At 35.1% G+C, this 24,997-nt stretch carries 23 protein-coding genes and 1 tRNA gene; 7 read left to right on the top strand and 17 right to left on the bottom strand.

Features of this window, described 5'->3' with window-relative positions:
- Positions 1 to 90 precede the first annotated feature (90 nt).
- The 3 genes from EG344_RS06820 to EG344_RS06810 all read right to left on the bottom strand — a co-directional run bounded on the left by EG344_RS06820 (position 91) and on the right by EG344_RS06810 (position 2,691).
- Entirely contained in the window at positions 91 to 921 is an 831-nt protein-coding gene (locus EG344_RS06820; protein ID WP_123908832.1) for a DUF2490 domain-containing protein, read from the bottom strand.
- 231 nt (positions 922 to 1,152) lie between these two features.
- Positions 1,153 to 2,067 carry a hypothetical protein gene (locus tag EG344_RS06815; RefSeq protein ID WP_123908831.1) on the bottom strand — a complete coding sequence of 305 codons (915 nt, stop codon included), beginning with the start codon at positions 2,065 to 2,067 and terminating at the stop codon, positions 1,153 to 1,155.
- 87 nt (positions 2,068 to 2,154) lie between these two features.
- Positions 2,155 to 2,691, bottom strand: coding sequence for a helix-turn-helix transcriptional regulator (locus EG344_RS06810; RefSeq protein WP_123908830.1), 537 nt, complete (start codon positions 2,689 to 2,691; stop codon positions 2,155 to 2,157).
- A gap of 356 nt (positions 2,692 to 3,047) precedes the next feature.
- Between EG344_RS06810 and EG344_RS06805 the strand changes: the two genes are divergently transcribed.
- Entirely contained in the window at positions 3,048 to 5,519 is a 2,472-nt protein-coding gene (locus EG344_RS06805; RefSeq protein ID WP_123908829.1) for a TonB-dependent receptor domain-containing protein, read from the top strand.
- A gap of 136 nt (positions 5,520 to 5,655) precedes the next feature.
- On the opposite strand, the gene EG344_RS06800 is transcribed toward EG344_RS06805, so the two are convergent.
- The 4 genes from EG344_RS06800 to EG344_RS06785 all read right to left on the bottom strand — a co-directional run bounded on the left by EG344_RS06800 (position 5,656) and on the right by EG344_RS06785 (position 8,529).
- A complete protein-coding gene (locus EG344_RS06800; RefSeq protein ID WP_123908828.1) occupies positions 5,656 to 6,390 on the bottom strand; it encodes a hypothetical protein in 735 nt (244 codons plus the stop codon).
- Between the two features lie 120 nt (positions 6,391 to 6,510).
- Complete coding sequence (locus tag EG344_RS06795; protein WP_123908827.1) at positions 6,511 to 6,924, bottom strand: hypothetical protein; 414 nt, start codon at positions 6,922 to 6,924, stop codon at positions 6,511 to 6,513.
- Positions 6,925 to 7,368: 444 nt separating this feature from the next.
- Positions 7,369 to 7,455 (bottom strand) — tRNA-Ser (locus tag EG344_RS06790).
- A gap of 45 nt (positions 7,456 to 7,500) precedes the next feature.
- Entirely contained in the window at positions 7,501 to 8,529 is a 1,029-nt protein-coding gene (locus EG344_RS06785; protein WP_123908826.1) for an asparaginase, read from the bottom strand.
- Between the two features lie 166 nt (positions 8,530 to 8,695).
- Between EG344_RS06785 and EG344_RS06780 the strand changes: the two genes are divergently transcribed.
- Positions 8,696 to 9,370 (top strand): TrmH family RNA methyltransferase, encoded by a 675-nt coding sequence (locus tag EG344_RS06780; RefSeq protein WP_410493998.1) that lies wholly within the window; start codon positions 8,696 to 8,698, stop codon positions 9,368 to 9,370.
- Between the two features lie 224 nt (positions 9,371 to 9,594).
- Here EG344_RS06780 and EG344_RS06775 read toward each other — a convergent pair whose 3' ends face one another.
- Genes EG344_RS06775 through tsaD form a run of 3 tightly spaced genes read right to left on the bottom strand, consistent with a single transcriptional unit; the run spans position 9,595 to position 11,695 of the window.
- Positions 9,595 to 10,290, bottom strand: coding sequence for an RsmE family RNA methyltransferase (locus tag EG344_RS06775; protein ID WP_123908824.1), 696 nt, complete (start codon positions 10,288 to 10,290; stop codon positions 9,595 to 9,597).
- Positions 10,287 to 10,682 (bottom strand): hypothetical protein, encoded by a 396-nt coding sequence (locus EG344_RS06770; protein ID WP_123908823.1) that lies wholly within the window; start codon positions 10,680 to 10,682, stop codon positions 10,287 to 10,289. Before EG344_RS06770 ends, EG344_RS06775 begins: the two co-directional genes overlap by 4 nt.
- Complete coding sequence (tsaD, locus tag EG344_RS06765) at positions 10,679 to 11,695, bottom strand: tRNA (adenosine(37)-N6)-threonylcarbamoyltransferase complex transferase subunit TsaD (RefSeq protein WP_123908822.1); 1,017 nt, start codon at positions 11,693 to 11,695, stop codon at positions 10,679 to 10,681. The genes EG344_RS06770 and tsaD overlap by 4 nt, the downstream gene beginning before the upstream one ends.
- Positions 11,696 to 11,699: 4 nt before the next feature.
- Here tsaD and EG344_RS06760 point away from each other — a divergent pair, with 4 nt between their 5' ends.
- The 3 genes from EG344_RS06760 (at position 11,700) to EG344_RS06750 (ending at position 17,554) form a co-directional block, all read left to right on the top strand.
- Positions 11,700 to 16,502: a translocation/assembly module TamB gene (locus EG344_RS06760; protein WP_123908821.1), complete on the top strand. Its 4,803-nt coding sequence runs from the start codon at positions 11,700 to 11,702 to the stop codon at positions 16,500 to 16,502.
- 134 nt (positions 16,503 to 16,636) lie between these two features.
- The gene (locus EG344_RS06755; RefSeq protein WP_045493567.1) at positions 16,637 to 17,107 is read left to right on the top strand and encodes an Lrp/AsnC family transcriptional regulator; all 471 of its coding nucleotides are present in this window, start codon (positions 16,637 to 16,639) and stop codon (positions 17,105 to 17,107) included.
- 69 nt (positions 17,108 to 17,176) lie between these two features.
- The gene (locus EG344_RS06750; RefSeq protein WP_123908820.1) at positions 17,177 to 17,554 is read left to right on the top strand and encodes a hypothetical protein; all 378 of its coding nucleotides are present in this window, start codon (positions 17,177 to 17,179) and stop codon (positions 17,552 to 17,554) included.
- A 58-nt stretch (positions 17,555 to 17,612) separates the two neighbouring features.
- Here the strand turns inward: EG344_RS06750 and gwsS are convergent, their stop codons facing one another.
- The 5 genes from gwsS to EG344_RS06725 form a co-directional block, all read right to left on the bottom strand.
- The gene (gene gwsS / locus EG344_RS06745) at positions 17,613 to 18,692 is read right to left on the bottom strand and encodes a grasp-with-spasm system SPASM domain peptide maturase (RefSeq protein ID WP_123908819.1); all 1,080 of its coding nucleotides are present in this window, start codon (positions 18,690 to 18,692) and stop codon (positions 17,613 to 17,615) included.
- A complete protein-coding gene (locus tag EG344_RS06740) occupies positions 18,689 to 18,871 on the bottom strand; it encodes a hypothetical protein (protein WP_123908818.1) in 183 nt (60 codons plus the stop codon). Before EG344_RS06740 ends, gwsS begins: the two co-directional genes overlap by 4 nt.
- Positions 18,868 to 19,770 (bottom strand): grasp-with-spasm system ATP-grasp peptide maturase, encoded by a 903-nt coding sequence (gene gwsG, locus EG344_RS06735; protein WP_123908817.1) that lies wholly within the window; start codon positions 19,768 to 19,770, stop codon positions 18,868 to 18,870. The genes EG344_RS06740 and gwsG overlap by 4 nt, the downstream gene beginning before the upstream one ends.
- Positions 19,767 to 20,669 carry a hypothetical protein gene (locus EG344_RS06730; RefSeq protein WP_123908816.1) on the bottom strand — a complete coding sequence of 301 codons (903 nt, stop codon included), beginning with the start codon at positions 20,667 to 20,669 and terminating at the stop codon, positions 19,767 to 19,769. Before EG344_RS06730 ends, gwsG begins: the two co-directional genes overlap by 4 nt.
- Before the next feature lie 92 nt (positions 20,670 to 20,761).
- Positions 20,762 to 20,962, bottom strand: a complete 201-nt coding sequence (locus tag EG344_RS06725) for a TIGR04139 family peptide modification target (RefSeq protein WP_123908815.1) — start codon at positions 20,960 to 20,962, stop codon at positions 20,762 to 20,764.
- Positions 20,963 to 21,915: 953 nt separating this feature from the next.
- On the opposite strand from EG344_RS06725, the gene EG344_RS06720 reads away from it, so the two are divergent.
- Together EG344_RS06720 and EG344_RS06715 are read left to right on the top strand one after the other, a co-directional pair.
- Positions 21,916 to 22,395, top strand: coding sequence for a hypothetical protein (locus tag EG344_RS06720; protein WP_123908814.1), 480 nt, complete (start codon positions 21,916 to 21,918; stop codon positions 22,393 to 22,395).
- Complete coding sequence (locus EG344_RS06715) at positions 22,373 to 22,891, top strand: hypothetical protein (protein WP_228412873.1); 519 nt, start codon at positions 22,373 to 22,375, stop codon at positions 22,889 to 22,891. Before EG344_RS06720 ends, EG344_RS06715 begins: the two co-directional genes overlap by 23 nt.
- Positions 22,892 to 23,100: 209 nt before the next feature.
- On the opposite strand, the gene EG344_RS06710 is transcribed toward EG344_RS06715, so the two are convergent.
- Together EG344_RS06710 and EG344_RS06705 are read right to left on the bottom strand one after the other, a co-directional pair.
- The gene (locus EG344_RS06710) at positions 23,101 to 24,048 is read right to left on the bottom strand and encodes a transketolase family protein (RefSeq protein ID WP_115972839.1); all 948 of its coding nucleotides are present in this window, start codon (positions 24,046 to 24,048) and stop codon (positions 23,101 to 23,103) included.
- Between the two features lie 41 nt (positions 24,049 to 24,089).
- The gene (locus tag EG344_RS06705; protein WP_123908813.1) at positions 24,090 to 24,941 is read right to left on the bottom strand and encodes a transketolase; all 852 of its coding nucleotides are present in this window, start codon (positions 24,939 to 24,941) and stop codon (positions 24,090 to 24,092) included.
- Positions 24,942 to 24,997: the final 56 nt, after the last annotated feature.

The following is a 24,997-nucleotide window of genomic DNA, read 5'->3' as shown; positions in this document are numbered from 1 at the left end:
CCAACATTCATACTTAGTTATATTGCGGAGAATCTATATTTTCCAACGAAAATCCCAGCCATTACTGACTGGGATTTTTTATATATAAACTTAATCAAGGTGATCCTGATCCGTTGTCTCTTTCTTTTTATAAGGAATGTTCCATATGAGGTCTGCCGCAATATAATGAACTCCCCCGTGCTGAATACTTTTGCTGCCCCTGATCAGATCATCCATATAACCGATATCCACTGTAAAAGGAGAATTGGGAATATTGAACATATAATAAGCAGCCAGCCGCAATTCACGGTATCCAAAAGAGTTCCAGTGTTGGTCATGCTCATTGAGATGACTAATGGAAAACAATGCTTCAGCACTTAATGCCAGTTTCTGATTATTCTTAGGAGATAGGTTATAGGTTAACTGGCTTTTGATCCGGGTTCTTAATTGAAAATCTTCATCCACTTTATGAAAATCAGCATCAAAGAACTTTCTGAATTCCTGTCGAACCGTATTTTTAAGCTTTAGTTTTTTCCCAAGATCAAAAGTATAGGCATAGCGCCCATAAATTCTGAATTCCTGTTCTATACCTTCTTTATCATAAGGAGCTTCTTTTTCATATTCAGGCTGTCGGCGGTAGCTTAAAGCATAACTGTATTGCTGATGAGGTGCAAAAGAGTGATAAAACTCGTGATTTAATACAAAAATAGCCTGTTTTGCAAACAAATTATTGTTATCCAAAGTACTTTTACGTCCTATCGCAACATAGCTCATCGTTTGTTTCTTTCCTAAAGAATCGATATTACGCTTCATACCAAAAGCTGACCAAAAGGCGGTCTTGGCATCGCCTAATCCAGGCGGACTGATCTGTGCCTTTACTAGGCTTCCTAAACAACCTGTTATACCTAAAATAATAAAAATTTTTCTTATACCGAACATCATGATAACTGCTTTACGATTACTATTAATACCTGCGAAATCATAAGGTTAGATAAAAATATCAGTGATACGCAGAGAAAATATGTGGTCAAAACAAATTTATGAGACTTTATGAATAAAATGTTTATTCAAACATCTTAAATACTGTTTAAAAACATGACAAAATAACTACCTGATTTAGGAAAGATTTAGGAACAATAAGCATGCTTGATAAATATTTGCAGGATTAAAATTTTATTCAATTCCGAATTTTTCCTTTGAACAATCAATGTAAATTTTATGGTTTAAAAAGATCTTATTACCCAACATTCCTGACATTCCTGAAAACTTCATCAACATATATTGACTTTGGGAAAATCCCTCCACGTAAGTTACTTCTCTCAATGGAAGATCTTTATTGTTAAACCGGATAGTGCTATGTGTTCTTGTAGTATATGTTGTTAAAATATTTGGCCTTGACTGGGCTTTTTCTATTATAACTTTTGATTGTGGTAATCTTAAACTTTCCCAGTTTTCTTTATTCGTCAGCAATTCATAAGCACTGGTTCCTGAATCATACAGAAACTTTTCATCTTTTCCTTTTAAATTTCCGTGAATAACAATTTTCCTCTTTGTAAATTTAAAATCAATAAGAGTATTTTGAAACTCATCTGGTTCCTTAGAGAGATTGAAAACAACATTATTATCCTTGAAATTAATCAAAGTTTTTCGATCTTCAAGAATATCAGCGCCAAGAGTTCCAATGATTTTTACAGGATTATTTTTTTCCAAATTTTTTCCTGTATTGGATATTTTGATTTTGTGTGACATAATTTTTGTTTTGCCAATATAAAATGAGGTGATAGCCTGCTCATCTTTGGGGGTAATCCCTTTCAGTAATGGTATCGCTTTATTATAAAATTCTGTATAAACAGCTCCCGTATCAAATTGGAGATAATAAGTAATAGTGTCTTTGGGGAAATGTATGGGAACAAGCAATGCGTTTTTATCTTCTCCGATCCATTTGATAGGAATTGGTCCACTTTCGTTGTCTACTCTTAAGTAATTCTTTTCTGGAGTAAATTTTTGGTTAAAATAGAGGTACCCGCCTAATCCTGTAATGGCAATGATAATTAAAATATATAGCGCAATTCTCTTTAGTATTTTCATGCTGATTTTTTATGCAAGATTCGGAAATCCCTTATTATTTTTACATGAAAACAATGCGACAATTTTACGACATTTCTATGTCTTTGTTTACAAGAAGCTGGTTTTCAATTTTATACTTAGCTCCTGGGTTTTGTTCAGGCTGATTCCATTCTTAATGATAATAAATAATTTCAGCCCTAAAAATAGGATTAAAGGAATGATAAAAAGTGGAAATTTAAACGAAAATAACTTTTGAATAAACGGACTGATAATCATTAAAACCGAAAAAATTACCGATATAATAATCTGGATACAAAGGATGTTTTTTCCAAGTTCCCTGTTTTTTAAATCCTTCGTCTGATAGGTTAAAACAGCTGGAATAATAATACCTCCGTACGGTATAATAAGACCAGCCAAAGCTGAAAAATTGATCTTTTTAGCTCTTTGGACATCAGCTGGTTCTTTTACAATAAGATCTTCCGGTTGAACATTTAAAGCCTGGGCAAGTGCTTTTAAGGTAAATCCTTTTAGAATATTTCCGGCTTCAATTCTCTGAACTGTCCGAAGAGAAAGTCCCGAACTCTCAGCAAGTTCATTTTGAGTCATATTCATGCGCTCTCGTAAAACTTTAACCTGGTTTTCCATGATTTGTCAACTATAACTGTCCTGCTAATTTAAAAAAAGGAAAAAAATTTTGATGTCAATAAACTTATAATTTAAATTCTTCAATTGTGGATAACTTGTTAATAAAATATTGATAAAATGTGAGTAAGTCCATTTTTTATTTTAAAACATCTCGTAAACCTGCTTTTAGAAAGGGATAATGAAATTTATAAATAGAAATGTGATATTCATAAATATCTATTTTATTAAGATATTTTTAAAAGAAGAATGATGATTTTTATCTTTTATTTAGAATAATTCAAATTAATATTGCGAGAAAAATTGTTTATCCTTTATTTTGCATTTTTATTTATAATTATTTTAAATAAGGCTGAAAAATGATACGATCAAGTGAATGTAAACTTCTGATGAAGTCAATAACCCATGCCCATGAAGCAGAAGAGGATGATGTTTTAACAAATAAGATAGTACAATGGTCTAAGCCATTTCTGATTTTCTTCTTTTTCCTAATAAGTTTAACTCAACTCTATGCGCAGGATCTGCAAGGCGGAATAACCGGTAAGGTTAATATGGTGGACGGACAGCCTTTAAGAGCAATCTCCGTCTCATTATTGGAAGCGGATCGCCAGACACTGACAGATGATGAGGGATACTATCGTTTTACCAATATAAACGCAGGCTCCTATACCCTAAAACTACAAATCTTAGGATCTAAAGAAATACGTATTCCTGTTGAAGTAAAAGCAGGAGAAAGTACCATACTGGATTATCAACTTACCAAAGAAAATATTCAGGCCATACAGGAAGTGGTTATCATGAAAAATGTCAACAGATTTTCTAAGAAAGAAAGTGGGTTTGTTGCAAGACTGCCTTTAAAGAACCTGGAAAATCCTCAGGTGTATAATACGGTCACTAAGGAACTTTTTCAGGAACAGGTTGCTGTAGACCTTGGAAGTATTTCTAAAAATGTACCGGGAGCCGGAGTTCCCATGATTGCGAATCAGGGAAGAGTGACATTCCGTTCAAGAGGATTTGAAACGGAGCCTAATGCAAGAAATGGAGTGGCCGGAGCAGCTTTTTCAGTGATAGATCCTGTCAACTTAGAGCGTATTGAAGCGATAAAAGGACCTTCTGCTACTTTATTCGGAAAGAGTGTGGCTAGCAGCTATGGTGGTGTGTATAACCGTGTAACAAAAAAGCCTTACAATAAGTTTGGAGGTGAAGTGGGATATGTTGGCGGAAGCTGGGATTATAACCGATTGACAGTAGATGTAAATACTCCTGTAAATAAAGACAGAACAGCACTTTTCCGTCTTAATGCTGCCGGAACATTTGAAAAAAGCTTTCAGGACTTAGGGTTTACGAACTCGTTGGCAATTGCCCCAAGTTTTTCTTATCAGATCAACGATCGTATGTCGCTTCTTTTGGATGTAGAGTTTAATCAGGCAAAAGGAACCTCAGTAGTGCGCTTTAATCCTTATACAGGAAGCAACAAAACTCAGTCTATTGCAGATATGAAGTTCCCTTACTATAAAAATTTCCTGGGTGATGATCTTGCTTATGAAACGCAGATGATGAATATCTTTGCTCAACTTAATTATAAAGTATCAGAAAACTGGACCTCCCAGACGATTATATCCCGTGCAAGGTCTACAATCAATGGATATATTTCTGCCATTAACGGGAAAACAGATTCTACCGCAAGTGCTCAGGTAATGGTAGGAACTACTTCATTTATTGCAACGAATATTCAGCAGAACTTTATCGGAGATTTCCATATTGGACGTTTCAGAAACAGAATGGTTGTAGGATTGGATTACTATAATAATTCTAATCATTTTGACCGTTATCATACGAATACAAAGGTATTTAACTTTGTTCATCCATCGGCAGATTTTAGAGTCAACCGTAATACAATCGATGCCCTTACTGCAACTTCTGTTGTTAGAAAAGAAAATAACAGTGACAATACCTATGCGGCCTACGTATCAAATGTCTTCAATGTAACAGATCAGTTGATGGTAATGACCAGTTTGAGGGTAGACAGATTCCAGTTTAAGGGTGTTTACGACATTACTACAGGTCAGATAAAAGGAGGTTTAAGTAACAGTGGAACCCAAGCAGGGCCTTATGCGCAGACAGCACTTTCTCCTAAGCTGGGACTTGTATATGAAATACTGAAAAATAAAGTTTCCCTGTTTGGAAACTATATGAACGGTTTCAATAATGTAAGTGGGGTAGATATTAACGGAAATTCATTTAAGCCTGAATATGCCAACCAGTTGGAATTTGGGGTAAAAGGAGATCTTTTCAATCACAGACTTGTGGGAACATTGAGTTATTACAATATCCGTGTTGATAATATTTTGAGAACCAATCCGGATGACATCAACTATTCTATACAGGATGGAACTCAATTGAGTAAAGGGTTTGAAGCAGAATTAACAGCCAATCCTTTTGATGGACTGAATATCGTAGCAGGATATGCTTATAATGATAGTAAATTTACAAATGCCAATCCTTCTGTTAATGGGCTAAGACCAGCATTATCAGGTCCGGCAAACATGTTCAATTTCTGGATAAGTTACAGAATTCCGCAAGGTAAATTAAAAGGCCTTGGAATAGGAGGAGGAGGAAATATGGGATCATCTTCCTATCAAACCAATACACAAACAGCTAAAGTCATTATTCCGTCTTATACAATGCTAGACCTTGGAATTTTCTATGATCAGCCAAAATATAGAGTAGGATTGAAATTTGATAATATCACTAATGAAAAAGCTTGGTCGGTGCGTTTAACGCCGCAGGCACCAGCTCGTTTCTTAGGAAGCGTTTCACTGAAATTCTAAAATAAGTTTTTAATAATTGATGATAAAAAAGTCCCGGATTCATAGATCCGGGACTTTTATTTATATTGATTTTCTCAACTTTTTATCTTGATTCTATTCATTACTACATTTTGTATCTGATATAGCTTCCATCTTCTTAATTAATCCAAAGACAATAATTATTACGGTATCTTATCTTCGCATAAGAAGTTCCCAGAAATATTCCTGGAGTAGTATCCTGCCAATCCTGTCTGATGACATAAAGTCCCGGCATCGTTGGTTTAAAAATGGCTTTATGCTCCTTGTCTACCGGAATATTCTTTTCCCAGTTTTCAGGATTAAAAATCCGAAGCATTGTGCCTTTTTCAGAAGGTTTCATATTACGGTAAGGGAAAATAGTATAAATACTGTTTTTTTCTTGAAGGCTGATGTCCATAAACTGAAGAGGAGTGGTATTTTCTGATGGAGTCCCTACATGATAAGCCCCACACATAAAGTCAATAGGCCGTACATTTTCTTTCGGATCCTGAGAACGTACCAAAACAGGTTGTTGGTCATTCATTCCAAAGATCCTGTAGGTTCCTTCGTGATCCGGGATGAAGGTTCCTTCCCAATGATCTTCCTTTGGATGCAGCTTAATGTTTAACTTTTCTCCTTTAGTATTCAAAAAAAAGAAATTAAAATCTTTGATTCTTTGAAATTCAGAGCCGGTAGTACGGTGCCGTTCACTGAGATCGTCAATAAAACCATAACATACCTGTATTTTAACCTCTTCTTTTATTTTTCCTGATCCATGAATTTCCATCCAGTAAGCACTGGCTTTTGCAAGTTGTGGAAAAAGGAAAGTACTCAGAAATAACAGCAAAGACAACGCTGTCCGTATTGTAAACATTTTACTTAAATTATATTGATGCTGCTAATTTAGGGAAAAGCTTAAAATAAAAACTGCGATATTAAAAAATACCGCAGTGTACTTGATTATAATGATTGATTTTGCAAGTTTGCTTTATTCTTATGCACCTGTTCTGCACATCGCATCCCAGGTAGTCCAGAAATGGGCATTAATAGCACCGATAGGTGGGTTGATACTGTCTGCAACAATTCCTACCATAGATGCACAGTTGGAATTACAACCTATTTCATTGTGGCTTCCTGTCTGAGGGGGGATTTGTCTCCATGTACCGGTAGAACCACTTAATAACTCCACCTTAATCTCGAAAATTCCTGACAGGTTGGGAGTCTGAATTTGTTTCGTTGGATTGTCACTTGAAATAGAATCACTCCAAGTTCCCTGTGAAAATGTTACTCTCCATTTGCTAATCATTTTAGCAGTATCGTGTTGAGGTGAAAGATACACCCAGAACTGTGCCCCGCCTCCCAGTTGTAGCTGGCCGGAGGAATTGGCATTTACACTTGTTGATGTCATATTAAATTGATTTTTGTGGTTATTGTATAGACCAAAGTAACAAAGAACAAAACAGATGCTGTAGAGTATAAACAACCAATTATATAGTTGAGTATAAATACTTATTTGAGTGGAAAATTGATTTTCTGAAGATTTTTTTAAACTGGTAAGAAATATGGGGTGATCTGAACATTTATCCAGACCGATAGTACTTTTTTAACGCAAAGTTTTACTACCATATTTCGTGAATTTTAGGGAGAAAAGATGGATCAACGAAGTTGATTCTTATGAAGCGAATGTATAGCCATATCGCTTAATAAGCGCCGAAGTCATACCTTTTGTTTCCTTAAAAGTATAGGGGTCTTATCATGAAAAATTTTGTGTGAAATTAATAGGTGAATTATCAATAACCCACTGTATATAAAACAAAAAAGTCTTAAGTTTTTTACTTAAGACTTTTTTTTGCAGAAAGGAAGGGATTCGAACCCTCGATACAGTTACCCGTATACTACCTTTCCAGGGTAGCTCCTTCAACCACTCGGACACCTTTCTTTTTGAGATTGCAAAAATAGGATATTTTCTTTAATTACCAAATTTTTATTGCAATTTTTCAGCAGTAATTTCTCCGCAAAGGCTTTGGGTAAAGTTATCCGCGAAACTTCCTGAGTAATTTGGATTATCAATTAAGTGCATCGCTTTTGTAATAGCAGTTTCTGCAGTCATATCCCTTCCACTAATAGCTCCGATTCTTGAGAAAATATTACTGTTTTCATATTTACCGAACGAGATACCACCGGAGATACACTGGCTCACCACTACGATCTCTGTACCATTGTTCCTGATTTCCTGAAGTGTTTCCTGGGTTTTTTCACTGCTGAAAATGGTTCCGGAACCGAAAACCTGAAGAATCAATACTTTCATTTTAGGAATTTCCCTGAAGTGACTCAGATGCATTCCCGGGAAAATTCTCCAGAACAAAACATCTTCAGAAATATGTTCGTCAACGTGAAACTCTATTTCCGGATTACAACGGAAAAGATTGTCTTTGAGAATATTTAAATGAACACCGGATTGTCCAAGGATAGGATAGTTTGGACTTGCATAGGCGTCAAAATATTCAGCAGAATATTTCAATGTCCTGTTTCCTCGTAAGAGTTTATATTCAAAATAGATGGCAACCTCCTGAATGACTGCTTCGTCATTTTCATACAAACTTGCATAATAAAGACTTGTCAAAAGATTTTCTTTCGCATCGGTTCTCAGATCACCAATAGGCAATTGTGAACCGGTCATAATCACAGGCTTTCTTAATCCTTTTAACATGAAACTTAATGCTGAAGCAGTATAAGACATAGTGTCTGTCCCGTGAAGAATCAGGAATCCATCATAATCATTGTAGTTCTCAAGAATGTAGTTGGCAATGACCCTCCATTCTGCAGGTCCCATGTCCGAAGAGTCCAGTGGTTTGGCAAAAGGATGTACAAAAACTTCACATTCCATAAGCTTCATTTCAGGCATCTTTTCGAAGATATTGCCAAAATCAAAGGCACGCAGGCTTCCGGTTTCATAATCTTTTTCCATACCGATGGTTCCTCCGGTATAGATGAGTAGGACTTTTCGCTTCATGTATTATTTTTAATTAAGAATTTAACCCCGGTTAAGGATCATAGCCCAAAATTACGTTAATTTGCAAAGATTTGAAAATGAATGAAACGCTTATCATCAAATTTTATCAGAATAAGATGAATTCCATGCGTTATATAAGGCTATTGAAAAAAATAACTAAATGCAGATGAACGATTTAGCACAAACTTATGAATATTTAAAACAGTTTTTAACAGAAGAAAGATTCGCGAAAATTGAACACTTTTCTCAGGAAAGTTCAGACTTTGTACTTCCGGTGGTAGAAGATATCTATCAGTTTCGGAATGCCGCTGCCATTGTACGTTCTGTAGAAGCTTGTGGTTTTCATAAAGTAGTGGCTTTGCAGGAAGAATATAGTTTTGAACCTAATCTTCGGGTAACCAAAGGGGCAGATACCTGGGTTGAAGTGGAAAAACTTCCCCGAAATAGACAATCCTTTCAGGAAATTAAAGACAGAGGCTACAAAATTGTGGTAGTATCACTGGAAAATAATGCTAAAATGCTTCCTGAATATGAGATTACAGAACCTATAGCGTTGGTATTCGGAACGGAAATGGAAGGCGTTTCGCAGGAGATTCTGGATTTCGCAGATGAAACACTGGCGATACCAATGTATGGTTTTACAAGGAGTTTTAATGTTTCCGTAGCGGCTTCCATTTGTATGTATGAATTGAAGCAAAAACTGATAAAATCTGGTATTGATTATAAATTAGATGAAGAAAAGCTGCTAAGAATGAAAATCCTTTGGACGGTAAACTCTATAAGAAGCGGGCAGCAGATCTTTGAGAAATACCTGAAAGAAAATAATATTGATTGGAAATAATCAATTCGGAATATAAAAAAGGAGGTGTTTAAAACCTCCTTTTTTATAGATATAGATTAGGAATCTATTATTTATATTTTAAATGATATCTAGTTTAAAATCAAACTTGTTGTGTCATTCTGAATGTAACGAAGTGGAATGAAGAATCAAAGTTTTTAATGAGATTCTTCCTTCGTCAGAATGACAGTGAGCATAAAATTATATAAGACAATGACACTATAAACCTATATCATATTGTAATAATTCCACGCGGCTACAAATACGCCTGCAGTTTCAGTTCTCAACCTTTGATTTCCTAATGAAACCGCTTTGATCTTATGTTCAGCCAAAAATTCAATTTCCTTTTCAGAAAAATCCCCTTCAGGACCAATTAGGAAAGTAATCTTTTCCATTTTTGGAATACTTTTAAGTTCCATTCTTTCCAGATTTTCATGACAGTGCGCCACAAAAGTGTTTTCAGGATGAATGTCTTTTAAAAAATCGCTCAGCTTTACAGTATCATTAATAATGGGAAAATGAAATCTCAAACTTTGTTTTGAGGCAGCAACAGCCTGTTTTCTGATCTTATCAATATTAATATTTTTACGCTCTGTTTTTTCTGTAGCAATAATGCTGATTTCTGAGATTCCCATTTCTACAGCTTTTTCTACAAAAAATTCTATACGGTCAATATTCTTTGTAGGAGCAATAGCAATATGAAGTTTAGGAGTGAAATCCGGAAGGTTATTTTTGATTTCTGAAACCTCAATACCTGCTTTTTTTCCTTCTATAAACAGTTTTCCTGAAGCCAGTGCTCCTTTTCCATCTGTTACATGAATATCTTCACTCTCTTTCATTCGAAGAACTTTTACAATATGCTGCTGTTCCTCGTCGTTGATGATGACTGTATTACCTGTTATTTCTCCGTAAAATAATTTCATATATCCTGAGTTAAGAATGCGACACCTGTTTTTATGGTCGTGTAAATATCCGTATCACATTCACGGTAACTGCACAGGTATATTTCTTCTATCCATTTATTGTTAATGAAAATCAGATTTAAATATTCCTGTTTCCTTAAGTTATTTTTTATAGATAAATAATCACCTTCCTTGGGAGTATAAGGAAAACTAAAAAGGTTTTCGGAATTGATTTTCTCAAGAATTTCCTCTTTTACATCCTGGATGTATCCTGTTTCAGAGCTTGACGGAAAATAGTCATTAGCATCTTCCGAATCTTCATTTTTTCCTGTAACGGTTTCTAATACCCAATAGTATTTTGAGTTCTTTTTAGAATGTGTTCCCAGTATTTTTTCTTCTAAGAGTATTTTCATAAGTCATATTTTGCAGTAGCAGAAGTTCTCAGATCAGTAAACTCACCTCTTTCAAACTTCAGTTGTGCTACCATGGCAATCATCGCTGCATTATCGGTGGTATATTCAAACTTTGGAATATAGATATTCCAGCCTAATTTTTCTTTGTTGTCTTCCATAGCCTTCCTTAATGCAGAATTGGCAGAAACTCCACCTGCAATGGCCACATCTTTTACATCAAGATCTTTAGCTGCTTTTTCAAGCTTATTCATTAGGATCTCAATAATACATTTTTGTACAGAAGCACAAAGATCGTTAAGGTTTTCCTTAATGAAATCCGGATTTTTTCTAACTTCCTTCTGAATGAAATATAAAACGGATGTTTTAATACCACTGAAAGAGTAGTCGTAGTTCTCCAACTTTGGTTTATTGAACTTAAAAGCATCGGGATTTCCTTCTTTGGCAAGCCTGTCGATAATTGGCCCCGCCGGATAATCCAGATCGAAGATTTTTCCAATTTTATCAAAGGCCTCTCCGGCAGCATCATCCGTTGTTTTTCCGATAATTTCCATATCAAAATAGTCCTTTACCAATACAATCATGGTATGACCACCACTTACGGTAAGGCATAGAAAAGGGAAAGTAGGCGGCACAGGATTTGCATCCTCGATGAAATGGGCCAAAATGTGAGCTTGAAGGTGATTAACTTCAATTAACGGAACATTAAGACTCATTGCCAGAGATTTAGCAAATGAAGTTCCTACAAGAAGTGATCCCAAAAGTCCGGGGCCGCGTGTAAATCCTATAGCAGAGATTGCATTTTGTTGTATATTTGCTTTGGTAAAAGATTTTTCAACAACGGGGATTATATTTTGTTGATGGGCTCGCGAAGCCAATTCAGGAACCACGCCTCCATATTCTTTATGGATAGCCTGGTTCGCAGCAATATTTGAAAGAATAGAATTCCCCTTGATGATAGCTGCTGAGGTGTCGTCGCAAGACGATTCAATACCTAAAATTATAGAGTCGCTCATAATAATGGCAAAGTTAGAGAATAATAACGAGAATGAGAATAAAAAATCAGTAGCTGAAAACCTAGGGGATCAGGTACAGAAGACTGTTGAAAATGTAGAGGAGAAAGTACGGGAAACAGTAAAAGAAGCTTCTGAACTCGCTTCAGATGCTATCAATCACCCTGTAGAAACTGCTGAAGAGTTTGGTAAACAGGCTATAAAAGATGTCACCAGCTATACCTGGTGGGCAAAGCTTCTTCTTATTCTTTTTTGGCTAGGTATTGTTCTTGTTGGAGGAGTACTTATTACCATCAATCTTCCGGTTACCAAGCAATGGGCAGCAGATCAGGCTTTGAAGCTTGTGAATAATGACTTTAAATCCGGATTTTCTACCGAAAGTGTAGATGTAAACTATTTTGGAGATGTTACCATAAAAGGGTTAAAAGTAAAAGATTATAAAGGCTTGGATTTTATACAGGCCCGTGAATTTCGTGCCGATTCAGATTGGCTTTCTCTTGCTGCAAATGCCATTTCAGGAAAAAGTAATTCCCTAAGCTTTAATTCCCTTACGCTAGTGAATGCAGAGATAAAGGTCATTACCTATAAAGGAGACAGTATCTCCAACTTTGTCCGATTCACAGAATTATTTGATGATGGAAAGAAAAGAGATCCTAAAAAACCTCCTTTTCAACTTAATTCAAGAGTACAGATCATAGATTCTAAAGTATCTATTGTTAATGAAAACTCTGATGGAGATCATGGGAAATGGCTTACTGCAACAAAATTTAATTTAAAAGCACCCAATGTTAAGGTCGTTGGTCCTAATATTACAGCGCTTATTAATAATATGTCTTTCGTAACCTCCAGATGGGGAAAATCTCATATTGTAGATACCTTTTCAACAGAACTGTCTTTAACCAAGCAGTTTTTGTCGTTAAAAGACCTTACTTTAAATACAGACCATACTTTATTGCAGGGAGATATAAAATTTAATCTTCATGATGGCTCATGGGCTGATTTTGCAGATAAGGTTCGCTGGGATATGAATATTAACCAGGGAAGTCAGGTGAGCGGATATGATATCAGCTATTTCGTAACCAATTGGGATAATATCAAACCGTTTAATCTTTCAGGACAAATGACGGGTCCTTTAAATAAATTTCATTTAGAGAACTTTCTGATCAGAAATCCTGATGTGAATATTGCCACCAAAACGATGAAGGTGGATAATTTATTAAACGGTCACTTTTCTATTGAAACAAAAGATCTTTCTACAGATTTTACTTATAAAGATTTGAAGGCAATGATGCCTACATTCATCTCCAGCAAGATGAAGAATTTTGCAGATGATTTTGGAAAACTGAAGTATAACGGAACGGCTAAAGTAAATCCAGATCAAGTCTATGTTGAGAGTGGAAATTTAATGACAGGAATAGGGCAGGCGAAAATTTCTAAACTCTCTTTAACAGGGTACAGTACAGCAATGCCTAAGTATTCAGGTCGTCTTGAGGTAAAAGACCTTAATACTTCTGTGATTACTAAGAATAAGTCAGTTGGATTGATTTCCGGTAATTTTGACCTCAATGGGCAGAGCTTTGATGTAAATACAATGCGTCTCATCACCAAATCTCAGATTACCAGCATTGAGATTATGGATAAGGTCATTAATAATCTCTATTTGGATGGATTATTGGATCACAAAAAATACAATGGACTGATTACGGTTAATGATGAACAGGCAAAAGCAACCATCAAAGGGTTAATAGATTTCAGTACCTCTAAAATTGCAATGGATGTGAATGCGGATGTTACCCAGTTGAACATGAATTATTTTACCAATAAACCTGGCAGCCAGATTGTAAGTGGGCAGGTAGAAGGTAAAATGTCTATGTCATCCATTAATGATCTTACGTTAGACGTTAATGCCAATAATCTTTACTTTGCTACTGCTACACAGAAATACAATATTCCTACAGCGAAATTAAAGACATTTGTTGAAGCCGGAGGGCGTGTTATTGATGTGGATGCACCTGGAGCTGCTAACGGAAAAATTTCGGGTAAATATAATCTGGTGGATCTTGTAGGAATGGTAGAGAATGGAGTAGGCAGAATTCTTGTAGGACCACCTCCAAGAAAATTATATAGAGGTCAGAATTTTGCCATGAAATTTGATGTTCAGCAAGGATTGGTTAATTACTTCTTGCCAGATCTGAAGCTGCCTAACGGAGCAATGGTGGAAGGAGAATATGATGGGGATTCAAATAATCTGATCCTGAATCTGGATGCAACTGCTCTGAAATATATTATGACCAAAGAAGAGGAAATTACTGATGCTGACAAAGCATTAGCTTCTTCTAATCCTGATTATCAGGTCAACAACAGAAAGAATCTCAGCAAAGATAGTGCAATGGTAGACAGTGTTAAAGTAAGAATCAATACTGCAAACCTTGCTCAACAGGTGTATGCCAGAATCAATAGATTAGAATACAATAAAAATATCATTAAAGATTTTGAACTTAAAGGGAATAATGAAAACGGAAATACCCTGCATCTTGCTACGGTGTTCAAACATGGAAGCCCGGATGATGAAATCAATGAAAAGCTTAAAGAATATGCTATTAATGTAGATCAGTCTACGGATGCAGCAGGTGATTATGTTTTCAGATTTGAACCTACTGAAGTTAAGTTTAATGAAGTTTCCTGGGCTATTGATACAAGTCCTGAGCTGAACCATTCCATTACCTACAGGAAGGCAACCGGAGATTTTGAAATCAGGAATCTGAGGGTTTATTCTGATAAGAGTGCTTTATTTATAAAAGAAGCTGAATTTAAATCTATCAAGGATTTTTATGTAGATGCTGATATCACTGATTTCTCGATAGAAAAACTGCTGGAAATGCAGTCCGGAGGGAATAGCATGGATATAAAAGGTCTGGCGAACGGAAGTGTAAAGATCAAGATGGATAAAAGTACTTTACAGCCTCTGGTAGATCTTAATATAGATGATATTAAAATGAATGGGAATGATATGGGAGCAATTTCCATTTCAGCGACCAACGGGTTTTCATTGAACGTATACGATATTGATGTAAAGGTTCATTCTGCAGGAGTTTTAGGAAACAACAGTTTAAACCTTACAGGTACTGTTAATAATAATACAGCTTCACCGGATATTGATCTGACAGCGGAAATGCGTGATTTTGACCTGTCATTTACCCAGCAGTTCGTTCAGAGTATTTTTGGAAACCTTAGAGGAAAAGCAACGGGTGATCTTAAGATTAACGGAAAGCTTAATAACCTTGATTATAGTGGTGATATTGCCTTAAAAGATTTCGGTTTAAAACTTCTGTTTACAGGAGTAGACTATTCATTTGATGATAACGTGATCCAATTAAGTAAAGGACTTGCCATTCTCAACAATATTGAAGTACATGATGGCAGATCCAATTCCAAAGGAAACATTTCCGGAGCGATTCGATTTGAAACACTATCTTCAATGGGGATTGACCTGATCATGAGAGCAGATAATCTTTTGGTATTGAATTCTACTCAAAAAGATTCTGACCTGTTTTGGGGAAGAGTTTACGGACAAGGTGATTTATATGTCTCCGGTCCTGTCTCCGGGTTGAGTATAAACACGCCTAATATGAAGGCGCTTAACGGAAGTACCTTCACCTTTAATTCGGCTTCTACTTCAAATGTTGAAGAGTTTAAGATGCTGAGATTCCTGAAAGAAGGAAAAGATGGATTGGTAACACTGGAAGAAAAGAAAAAGACCGGTGCCAATATGAATATTGATTTCAATTTGGCTGTAGATAAAGGAACCACAGTAAATGTGCTTATTGGTGACGATGTGGGAAGCATTACCGTAAAAGGAGCTGCAGATCCGCTGAGATTCCACATGAACAGACAGGGAAATATTGCGATGAGTGGGACCTATAAGGTAGACAACGGAACATTTGTTTCTAAAGCAATTCTTAATAAAACCTTCCAGATCCAGAAAAACAGCAGCATCAGATGGGATGGTGATGCGATGAAGCCGGCACTGGATATTACAGCCAATTATGTAAGAATGGTTTCCAATGCAGGAGAATACCTGAGTATGGGAAAACTGCAGCCGATAAGTATTTTATTACAAGCTAATATTACGGAATCTCTAGTAGATCCTAAGGTAGAATTGAATGTAACAGCGATGGATGTTTCCAGTCAGGTAAGAGAGACGCTGGCAGCAAAAATGAGCCAGGAAGGGGAAAAAGTTCTTCAGTTTGGTTCTGTCCTTCTGTTGAGTACTTTTAACGTGTCTAATACCGGTGGCGTGGATGTGAATGTAGGAAACGTTGCCGAATCTTCAGGATATAACATGCTTCTAAAGCAGCTGGGTTCGGTTCTTAATACGATGAGTAATGAATTCCAGATTGACCTGAACTATGTAAAAGGTGATCAGAACTCCAATATTGGGGACAGGGCTAATGCAGGAGTTAGCGTTGCGCTTTCACCTAGAGTTAATATCAAGACCGGATTGGGAATTCCGTTATCCAGAACTGAGGCAAGTACTACCGGGGCACAGAACAATTATCTTTCTGGAGAAGGTTCTATAGAATATGATTTATCTAAAAAGAATGACGGTACTTTAGTGGTAAGAGGGTATTCTAAGCCTACCAACATTGGAATGATTAGTACAAACGGAACTGCTAATCAAGCCTATGGAGTTGGAGTTATGTGGAGTAAAAGCTTTAATTCTTTGTTTAAAAAGAAGAAAAAAGACAAAAAAGTATCTGCCGAGAAAACGGAAATAAAAACAGATTCTACAAAATCAAAAGCTAAATAATCGGAATATTTTAATGATTTTTATCATCCGTGTTAATTATTGTTAATGTTTGATATATTTTTTTTAGTTAAATTATTTTTCGTAAATTTGCAAAAAATACATAGATTTTTTAAAGAAATTGTAATTTAACTAATATGAACTATCAACTGGACGAAATAGACAAGAAGATTCTTGATTTCTTAGTAGAAAACACAAGAATGCCTTTTACAGAAATTGCTAAGCAGATGGATGTTTCTGCTGGAACAATTCACGTAAGAGTGAAAAAGATGGAAGATGCAGGTATTATTTTGGGATCATCTCTAAGCATCGATTATGGTAAGCTGGATTATCATTTTACAGCTTTCATCGGAATCCTTTTGACAAAATCAAACCGTACTCAAGAAGTATTGAAAGAATTGTCAGTTATTCCTAACGTAATAGAAGCTAGCGTTATTTCCGGGAAATATAATATTTTCTGTAAAGTAAGAGCGAAAAATACGGATGATGCTAAGAGAATTATCTATCAGATTGACGACATTCAGGACGTAATGAGAACTGAAAGTATGATTTCTATGGAAGAATTCTTGAGTGACAAAAATAGACTGATCAACGCGATCTCTATTTAATTCAAATTTTAAACGAATAACTATAAAAGAACTTATGAAATCTCTCATAAGTTCTTTATTTTTGTACCTATGGAAGAATACAGCTATTTTGACGAAGATCCGAAGAAAGGATGGGGATTTGTATTGGCATTTGCTGCCTTAATGTTGTTTACAGTAATGGGATTGGGAATAGATGTTGATGAATATCTTCAGCATGAATACCTTGATATCCCAAGATGGTATTTTTATGTTATCTTTTCAATTGATGCACTTATGATGATTGGTCTGGTGCTAATGTTCTTTTACAAAAAAGTAGGAATTATTATGTTCCCGGCTTTATTGGTGCTGCATTTCTTTATGCATAACTACTATCTGTCTACCTTCCTGTATACAGATGTTACCAATCTTTTCCTTTTTACAGGTTTTGGAATGCTGGCTATTATTCCGAAGTGGAAGTTTTTTAAATAAGGGTGTTGTAAACCTCTTATTTCTACATAAAAAATAGCTTTTAAACATTGTTTAAAAGCTATTTTGCTTCTTGGATTTCATAATGGTGGATGGCTTTCTGTTTCAGTGGATTTTTACTCCATTCTTTCCATTCATTGGTATAAGGATTATAACCGCACTTTAAAGGCTTTGATATATCTATGTTTTCTGAAGTATAATGTGATCGTTCAGTATAAGCCCTGCAATCTGTACAGATATACCTGAATTCACAGTCTTTACAGCCTTCTATACTGTCTTTAGTAATATTCCAGTATCTCTTGAATCCTGGTTGCATTAAAGCTTCTTCAAGACTTCTGTTTTGAATTTTTCCAAAGCTTTCCGGCATTAAAGGGCAATTTTTAATGTTGCCTTCAATGTCTATACTGATCTTTTTATACAGGCAGGAATTATGATTGATAGCTTCCAGTACTTTGGGAAGATTGGTATTGAAATACTTCATATCTACCTTTCCACAGGATGATATTTTTAGATGTTCTTTTACAAAGTTCAGACTGAATTTGAATTCATCTTTTATTTTGAAAGGTTTCTGAGGACATTGATAGAAAATGAGACTATAAATTCTTTCTGTTTCATGGTTCAGTTTCTGTATGTATGCTTGATCTATTGCTGCATGAAAAGGAGAAATGATTTCTATTCCCATAAGTACGGATGAGGTGAAGATGTGATCTATACTTATAAATTCCTCTACTGTTAACGATCTTGAACTGTAGATTACCAAGTGTCTGATCTCAAGATTCTCTACAGCGTTTCTTAACCTATTTAAAAGGCTGATCTCCGCAATTTCGATAAAGAGGTCATTGATACGATTTGGCTCGCTGTATTCATAAGATAAGGCAGGAAAATTCCGATCCCAGTTATTCCGTGTAATAAATCCATATTCATTTTCTAAAAGAATCTCTAAATATTCCTGAACAATATCCTGAGATTCTTTATCATACATTTCCAGAATTTCTTCAATGGATTTCTTTTTTAATTCTTCCATCAGGTCATAAAATTCTAATGGATAGAGCTCAGAGGTGTTCCTCTGAAGGTCAGAAATCAATATTCTATTGACACCTTTCGTAATAAAAATGGTACTGAATATATTAAAATATCTCATAAGAATCTTACCAGGAATTTGTAAGGTTTTGATTTTGCATAGAAATCAGTCTGATATTTTTTACTGCTCACAGTGGTATTGACAGTAAGTTTCATGCTTTCTTTGTTGTGTATCATTTCCATATAGTTATAAATGAGGGGAAGCGGGTGTTTTTCTTTAGGAGTAAAATTCTTTTTCATAAATAGTCAGCAATTTCTTTTTCTAATGAATAATTACAGAGCACTGAATGTCCAAGAAACTGGCCTATGGCATTCACTTCTAAAAAATAAAATTTATCCTTGCTCTTAATAAGATCCAATGAACCACTGTTGAGGTCCAGCGACAGCATCAGTAAATGAATTTTGTCTTCAATACTTTTGGGCAGATTATAAGGAACATTTCTGTTGGGTTTTGTATGGTTATATTTTCTGAAATCAATTTTGGTCCGCTCATCATTTTGTGAAAAGATGGCCGTTGACCATACTTTTCCATTCAGATAAAAGCTCCTGATCTCGAAATCTTTTTCAATTTTTTCCTGAAAAAAAGTAATAAAGAAATTACTTTTCTGAGGTTCCGTTACAATTGAAGTATACATCATCCCGGTGACATTTTCAGTAATATTTTCAGCCCTGGGATTTCCACCAATGGTTTTGATGATTGTTTTGTTGAGCTTTACTTCATCGGTATTATCAGCCAGGAAATAATCAGGGACATCCAAACCAACCTTTTTTGCCTTTTCCAATACCAGGAGTTTGTTGACATCACTATTGCTTTCTTTATTGATATGTCTTTTAGATTCTAAGGTTTTTCTCACATAATCTTCCAGCCAATGTTGATATTCATTCATATTAAGATTAATAGATTCATTGTCATAGCGCAGCCGCCTGAATGTCAACCCTCCGGTTCTGTACCATACACTGTTTATATCATCAATGCAAAATCTATTTCTTTCACTTACCAGAAAAAGTCTTTTTTGATCGGTTTTAATTTCAAAAATTTCATCTTCGTGTACTCGAATGAACTTCTTATTCATAGCAAGAAGATATTTGATCACTTCATTGGTTGTATTTTCTTTATTTTCAGAAATAATGAGAATCATTTTTGTTTTTTAAGCTTATCAAAAAAATCTTTGGCAATCTTCATCGAGGTTTTCATTCTGGGAAATCCTACCGCTGCACGGTTTTTATCAATTCTTGCAGAATCGGCAGCACTCAGATTAGCCTCATCAAAGCGCATAAATATTCCATACATTGTTGCTCCTTTATTCGCATATTGATATTTGTCTACCATTTCAATATAATCTCTTGGAGTACATTCTCCGGATTTTACATATTCAAGTAATTTAGTTTTGAAATATTCATAGTACTTCGTATAGGCCATGTGGTTAAGCATAGTTCCCATCGCCATTAGCTGGCCATCTCTTCCCAGATGTCCCTTTTTTTGCAAAGACGGATATCCATAATTTTTAAAAGTCCATAGTAAAAGTTCTGCATTTTTTTTATCATTCATTTCAACAATCTCTTTGATATTTCTGTTATGCTGATCTCTTGTAAAAGCAATACTGAATGAGTCTACCAAAACTTGATTAAGTCCCTTTCTCCATCGTTGAAATTTTTTTTCTACCTGTAGACTGTCTATTCCATGTCTTTTATATAGCTGATAAAAATCGCGGTCAGGCTGCCAATAAGGGGCTGTTTGTGCTAATAGCTTATCCAGACTTTTTACGCCGCCAAAATCCTGATGATATTTGTCCGCCATTTTGATGTAAACTTCATATTCGGTAATTCTCTCATTCTGGACCGGTGGATATTGCCTGAATAATTTCTTGTACTGTTTAATGGTAGCCAGGGTATCTTTATTTACTCTATGAATACTGTCAATAGTATACACTTTATTATAATAATCTATATAATTAAGGTCTCTGTTTTTACAAGAAATTAATAGAAAAATGGAAGTTAATAATAGGGATGAAAATAAGCTGTAATTATGATTTTTCATGATTGTGCTGAGTGTTAATTTAAGCGAATGAAAAAAGTAGTATTCTATCATTTTTGTATTGAAAAAAATAGAGGGATAAACCCTCTATAATATTACAATCCGCCACAATTATCACCTATATATAATGTACTTATAAGTACACACTTGTCATTATAAGTTTTTTTGTCATAGCATGTTGCGTTTTCTGAAATGTCGTAGCTATTGGCTCCCTGAACAGCTTTTAAATCATTTCTGTTGATCTTTTTGTTTTCTAAAGAAGAGAAGTTTCTCTTCATGCCAATTAATTTTTTCATTTTTGATTGTTTTTTTGGTTGTTAAATAAAATGGTTTGTCATACAACCCCTGACATCGGGTAGTTTATTCTATTATTCAATTTGTACTGTACACATACAACTTAAATACAGAAGAGGTATCAACGTCGATGTTTCAAAACTATAAAATAATTAGATCACTTTAAGGTGATAATACTTGTAATTTACTTGTAGATTTTAAGATGGATTTCCGTAATATGTACAGTAATTAAAGCCATTGTACATATTTATACCATTAAATTTGAGAATGATTTAATGGTATTGTGGAAAATCAAAAAATAGTATAAAGTATTGTTCGATAAGGAAAAAAAGAAACCAGAAAAGGGAGAGTTAAAAAAAGTATTATTTTTTTATTGTACATAAATCGCATCCTCATACAATATGTATCGAATTTACATAAAGCAGTCCAAATAGGATATGGAAACTCGGAAAAATAAGAGTAAAACTTTCATGGAACGGAACCGATAATGAAATGCCTCCTTTTTGTGTCAATCCAATAGATGAAAAAAGTAAGGAAATGAAACAAGGATACTGATGATCTTGAAATGAAGGCAAGTATTGTTGCCGGACCCTACAACAATTGGTAGACAGATAAACGAATAGCTCCAGATCTGTTATGATGAACATTATTAATTTCTGTCCGGGATTGTTATGCAAAAAGACTAGCTATAATCATGAAACTGGCTAGACCTTTCTTAAATATAATACTCTGATTTAACAAGATAAAGGTAATTTTACCGCCCATTTAAAAAAAGGAAATGAAGTAAAAATAAATAATTGTCTCAGGCAGGTCTTATCATAATAATAAGCTGATGATTTGTTCTTTTTTCTATTCATGATACTTTCAATATTCTAAAATAAACTGTAGAACACTATTAATCCTAATCAGATTAATCTCAATAACACCTAAATCAAATATATATAAATAACTTATTATGAATTCGTATAAATTTTACAAACAGGAAGGGAACCAATATATTTTTAAAAATCAACCGGTTTTTGTATCTGTTTTATGTCTTTTCTTTTTAATAATTGCAGGATTGATCTTTAAAGATGTAAGAGCGCTCAGCCTTATTCTTATTGCATTGGTAGTACTTATTGCTATTAACTTTTTTACCAAAAAGTTGGTCATTGATATGGACCGGAAAACAATTACGGGTAAGCATACCATTTTTGTTCCTGCCAGAACTTATGATATAAAAGATTTTACCAATTTTCATGTTTTGGCCACAAAATATATGGGTTTTATTACCACCAATGTAGTGTTGTCTATTTACTTTGAAGTTGACGGAAAAGAGAAGCATTTGACTATCGGACAAGCTTTGACACAAAAAGGAATACAAAAGATGGTAAATGAAACAGAAGATATCATGAAAATTAATGAGCCGGGCAATGAACATAATAGACCGTTATAAATTTGAAGAAAACGGAAGTGAAATAAGCATCATGCCCAATTACAGCTTCCTTCGTACTTTAATTTGGTGGCTGGCATTGGGAATTATTGCTCTTTTTGTAATTATCTATTACTTTACGGAAAAGATGTTTACAGACCAGTTTAAAATTGCTCTGGTGATATGGAGTGTTTATATGATCTATTTCCTGTATGATCTGTTTTTCAGAGTTCCTGTAAAATATATTTTTGACAAATCTGAAAAGTGCATTTATAGAAAATTGATTCTCTCCAAAAAGATCATGACTTTTGATGAAATGACCTATTTTATCAATGATGAAACAGGAGGATATTACTATTCCATCGGAAAGAAACGGAATCAGTTTGTGAAGAACTACAGAATCAGCAATTATTTTTCAGGCTCAAAAGCTTCTGACAGAAGACAAGAGGAGTATATCACAGAAATATTATGTCCAATCCTTATAGCAGTAGGAATTCCTTTGAACCAAACTGAACCATAAAAACAAACGATACAGTAGGGTAAAAGCTACAACCATGACAACTATAAGTATAATCATTCCCCTCCAGTGGAGAAGTGGGGAAAATTCAAAGAGTTTTGACGGGGTGGTTAAAACATTGTACAAAACTCCAACATTGAATCACGATTCAATAAAAGACTGCGGGCTGTTTCGAAGAAACAGCCCGCAGTTATTATAGTAAATGCTAATGGTTAGTTAGCTAAAATTCTTTTTACAGCTTCTTTCACTGCTGCAGCATCAATCTTATACTTCTTCATTAATTCAGCAGGTGTTGCAGATTCTCCGAAAGTATCGTTTACCGCAACAAATTCCTGTCTTGTAGGTCTTTTTCTTGCAAGCATTCCCGCAACAGATTCACCTAAACCACCAAGATAGTTATGCTCTTCAGCAGTTACAATCTTACCTGTTTTTTCAACAGATTTTAGGATGATTTCTTCGTCAAGAGGCTTAATTGTGTGGATATTGATTACCTCACAAGAAATACCTTCTTTTTCAAGTTCGTCAGCAGCTACAAGAGATTCCCATACAAGGTGTCCTGTTGCAACAATCGTTACATCAGTACCTTCCTGAAGCATGATTCCTTTTCCGATTTCGAAAGGCATATCTTCAGGGATGAATACAGGAACAGTAGGTCTACCAAATCTTAAATATACAGGACCTTCAAAATCAGCAATAGCAAGAGTAGCTGCTTTTGTCTGGTTGTAGTCACATGGGTTGATTACAGTCATTCCCGGAAGCATTTTCATCATCCCGATATCTTCCAATACCTGGTGAGTAGCTCCATCTTCTCCTAACGTAAGACCTGCGTGAGATGCACAGATTTTTACATTTTTCCCGGAGTAAGCAATAGATTGACGAATTTGGTCATATACTCTTGAAGTAGAGAAATTTGCAAACGTTCCTGTGAAAGGAATTTTTCCTGTGATGCTAAGACCCGCAGCAATTCCCATCATGTTAGCTTCTGCAATACCTACCTGAATAAATCTTTCAGGAGCTTTCTCAATGAACTTCTCCATTTTCAAAGATCCGATAAGGTCTGCACAAAGTGCTACTACATTAGGGTTTTTGTCAGCAAGCTCAGCTAATCCGGCTCCGAATCCTGAACGTGTGTCCTTTTTTTCTGTATATGTATATTTCATTTTTATTTTTATTAATCGAGAGTTTAACTGATGGTTAGATGTTAGTAGTCAGCAGGAGCTTCTAAATACAATTGTTTGAATGCCGTTTCCAATTGCTCATCATTAGGAGCTTTACCATGCCAAGAGTGAGATCCCATCATGTAATCTACTCCAGAACCCATTTCTGTATGAAGCATGATCGCTACAGGTTTTCCTTTTCCAGTTTCAGCTTTTGCTCTTTCAAGAATACCGATGACAGCTTCAAGATCATTACCGTTCTTTTCTTCTAAAACGATCCATCCGAAAGCTTCAAGTTTAGCATGAAGATTTCCAAGGCTTAATACATCATCTGTATCACCGTCAATCTGACGTCCGTTGTAGTCGATAGTAGAAATAATGTTATCTACTTTTTTAGCAGCAGCAAACATCAGTGCTTCCCAGATCTGACCTTCCTGAAGTTCACCATCCCCGTGAAGAGTGTAAACAAGAGATTGGTCTCCATCCATTTTTTTACCTAAGGCAGCTCCTAACGCTACAGAAAGACCTTGTCCTAAAGAACCTGAAGCAATTCTGATTCCTGGAAGACCTTCGTGAGTAGTAGGGTGCCCCTGTAATCTTGAATCAAGTTTTCTGAAAGTCTTTAATTCTTCTACCGGGAAGAAGTTGAATCTTGCCAAAGTAGAGTAGTATACAGGAGAAATGTGTCCGTTAGATAAATAAAAATGATCTTCATTTTTACCTTCCATCGTAAAAGGAAGATGATAGTTCATCACCTTTCCGTAAAGTGCTGTAAAGAACTCTGTACAGCCTAAGCTTCCTCCAGGGTGTCCTGAATTTACAGCGTGAACCATTCTTAAAATGTCTCTTCTGATCTGTGTAGTAAGAGATTTTAACTCTTCGATACTTTTACTCATTATATCTGATTTATTTGCACGCGAATTTACAATTTTTTACCGGCTTATGGAAATGC

It is taken from the genome of Chryseobacterium sp. G0162 (assembly GCF_003815715.1).
Taxonomy (GTDB): domain Bacteria; phylum Bacteroidota; class Bacteroidia; order Flavobacteriales; family Weeksellaceae; genus Chryseobacterium.
The sequence above is the reverse complement of the archived record's forward strand: the minus strand, read 5'-3'. Positions and strand labels throughout refer to the sequence as shown.

Excerpts from the sequence above, each read along its gene's own strand:
- EG344_RS06720 (WP_123908814.1), top strand. The coding sequence starts at position 21,916 with ATGAATTCGTATAAATTTTACAAACAGGAAGGGAACCAATATATTTTT.
- gwsS (WP_123908819.1), bottom strand. The coding sequence starts at position 18,692 with ATGAGATATTTTAATATATTCAGTACCATTTTTATTACGAAAGGTGTC.
- EG344_RS06760 (WP_123908821.1), top strand. The coding sequence starts at position 11,700 with ATGGCAAAGTTAGAGAATAATAACGAGAATGAGAATAAAAAATCAGTA.
- EG344_RS06795 (WP_123908827.1), bottom strand. The coding sequence starts at position 6,924 with ATGACATCAACAAGTGTAAATGCCAATTCCTCCGGCCAGCTACAACTG.
- EG344_RS06755 (WP_045493567.1), top strand. The coding sequence starts at position 16,637 with ATGAACTATCAACTGGACGAAATAGACAAGAAGATTCTTGATTTCTTA.
- EG344_RS06715 (WP_228412873.1), top strand. The coding sequence starts at position 22,373 with ATGAACATAATAGACCGTTATAAATTTGAAGAAAACGGAAGTGAAATA.
- EG344_RS06820 (WP_123908832.1), bottom strand. The coding sequence starts at position 921 with ATGATGTTCGGTATAAGAAAAATTTTTATTATTTTAGGTATAACAGGT.
- EG344_RS06750 (WP_123908820.1), top strand. The coding sequence starts at position 17,177 with ATGGAAGAATACAGCTATTTTGACGAAGATCCGAAGAAAGGATGGGGA.
- EG344_RS06770 (WP_123908823.1), bottom strand. The coding sequence starts at position 10,682 with ATGAAAATACTCTTAGAAGAAAAAATACTGGGAACACATTCTAAAAAG.
- EG344_RS06725 (WP_123908815.1), bottom strand. The coding sequence starts at position 20,962 with ATGAAAAAATTAATTGGCATGAAGAGAAACTTCTCTTCTTTAGAAAAC.
- EG344_RS06780 (WP_410493998.1), top strand. The coding sequence starts at position 8,696 with ATGAACGATTTAGCACAAACTTATGAATATTTAAAACAGTTTTTAACA.
- tsaD (WP_123908822.1), bottom strand. The coding sequence starts at position 11,695 with ATGAGCGACTCTATAATTTTAGGTATTGAATCGTCTTGCGACGACACC.
- gwsG (WP_123908817.1), bottom strand. The coding sequence starts at position 19,770 with ATGATTCTCATTATTTCTGAAAATAAAGAAAATACAACCAATGAAGTG.
- EG344_RS06775 (WP_123908824.1), bottom strand. The coding sequence starts at position 10,290 with ATGAAATTATTTTACGGAGAAATAACAGGTAATACAGTCATCATCAAC.
- EG344_RS06800 (WP_123908828.1), bottom strand. The coding sequence starts at position 6,390 with ATGTTTACAATACGGACAGCGTTGTCTTTGCTGTTATTTCTGAGTACT.
- EG344_RS06815 (WP_123908831.1), bottom strand. The coding sequence starts at position 2,067 with ATGAAAATACTAAAGAGAATTGCGCTATATATTTTAATTATCATTGCC.
- EG344_RS06730 (WP_123908816.1), bottom strand. The coding sequence starts at position 20,669 with ATGAAAAATCATAATTACAGCTTATTTTCATCCCTATTATTAACTTCC.
- EG344_RS06705 (WP_123908813.1), bottom strand. The coding sequence starts at position 24,941 with ATGAGTAAAAGTATCGAAGAGTTAAAATCTCTTACTACACAGATCAGA.
- EG344_RS06710 (WP_115972839.1), bottom strand. The coding sequence starts at position 24,048 with ATGAAATATACATATACAGAAAAAAAGGACACACGTTCAGGATTCGGA.
- EG344_RS06740 (WP_123908818.1), bottom strand. The coding sequence starts at position 18,871 with ATGAAAAAGAATTTTACTCCTAAAGAAAAACACCCGCTTCCCCTCATT.
- EG344_RS06785 (WP_123908826.1), bottom strand. The coding sequence starts at position 8,529 with ATGAAGCGAAAAGTCCTACTCATCTATACCGGAGGAACCATCGGTATG.
- EG344_RS06805 (WP_123908829.1), top strand. The coding sequence starts at position 3,048 with ATGATACGATCAAGTGAATGTAAACTTCTGATGAAGTCAATAACCCAT.
- EG344_RS06810 (WP_123908830.1), bottom strand. The coding sequence starts at position 2,691 with ATGGAAAACCAGGTTAAAGTTTTACGAGAGCGCATGAATATGACTCAA.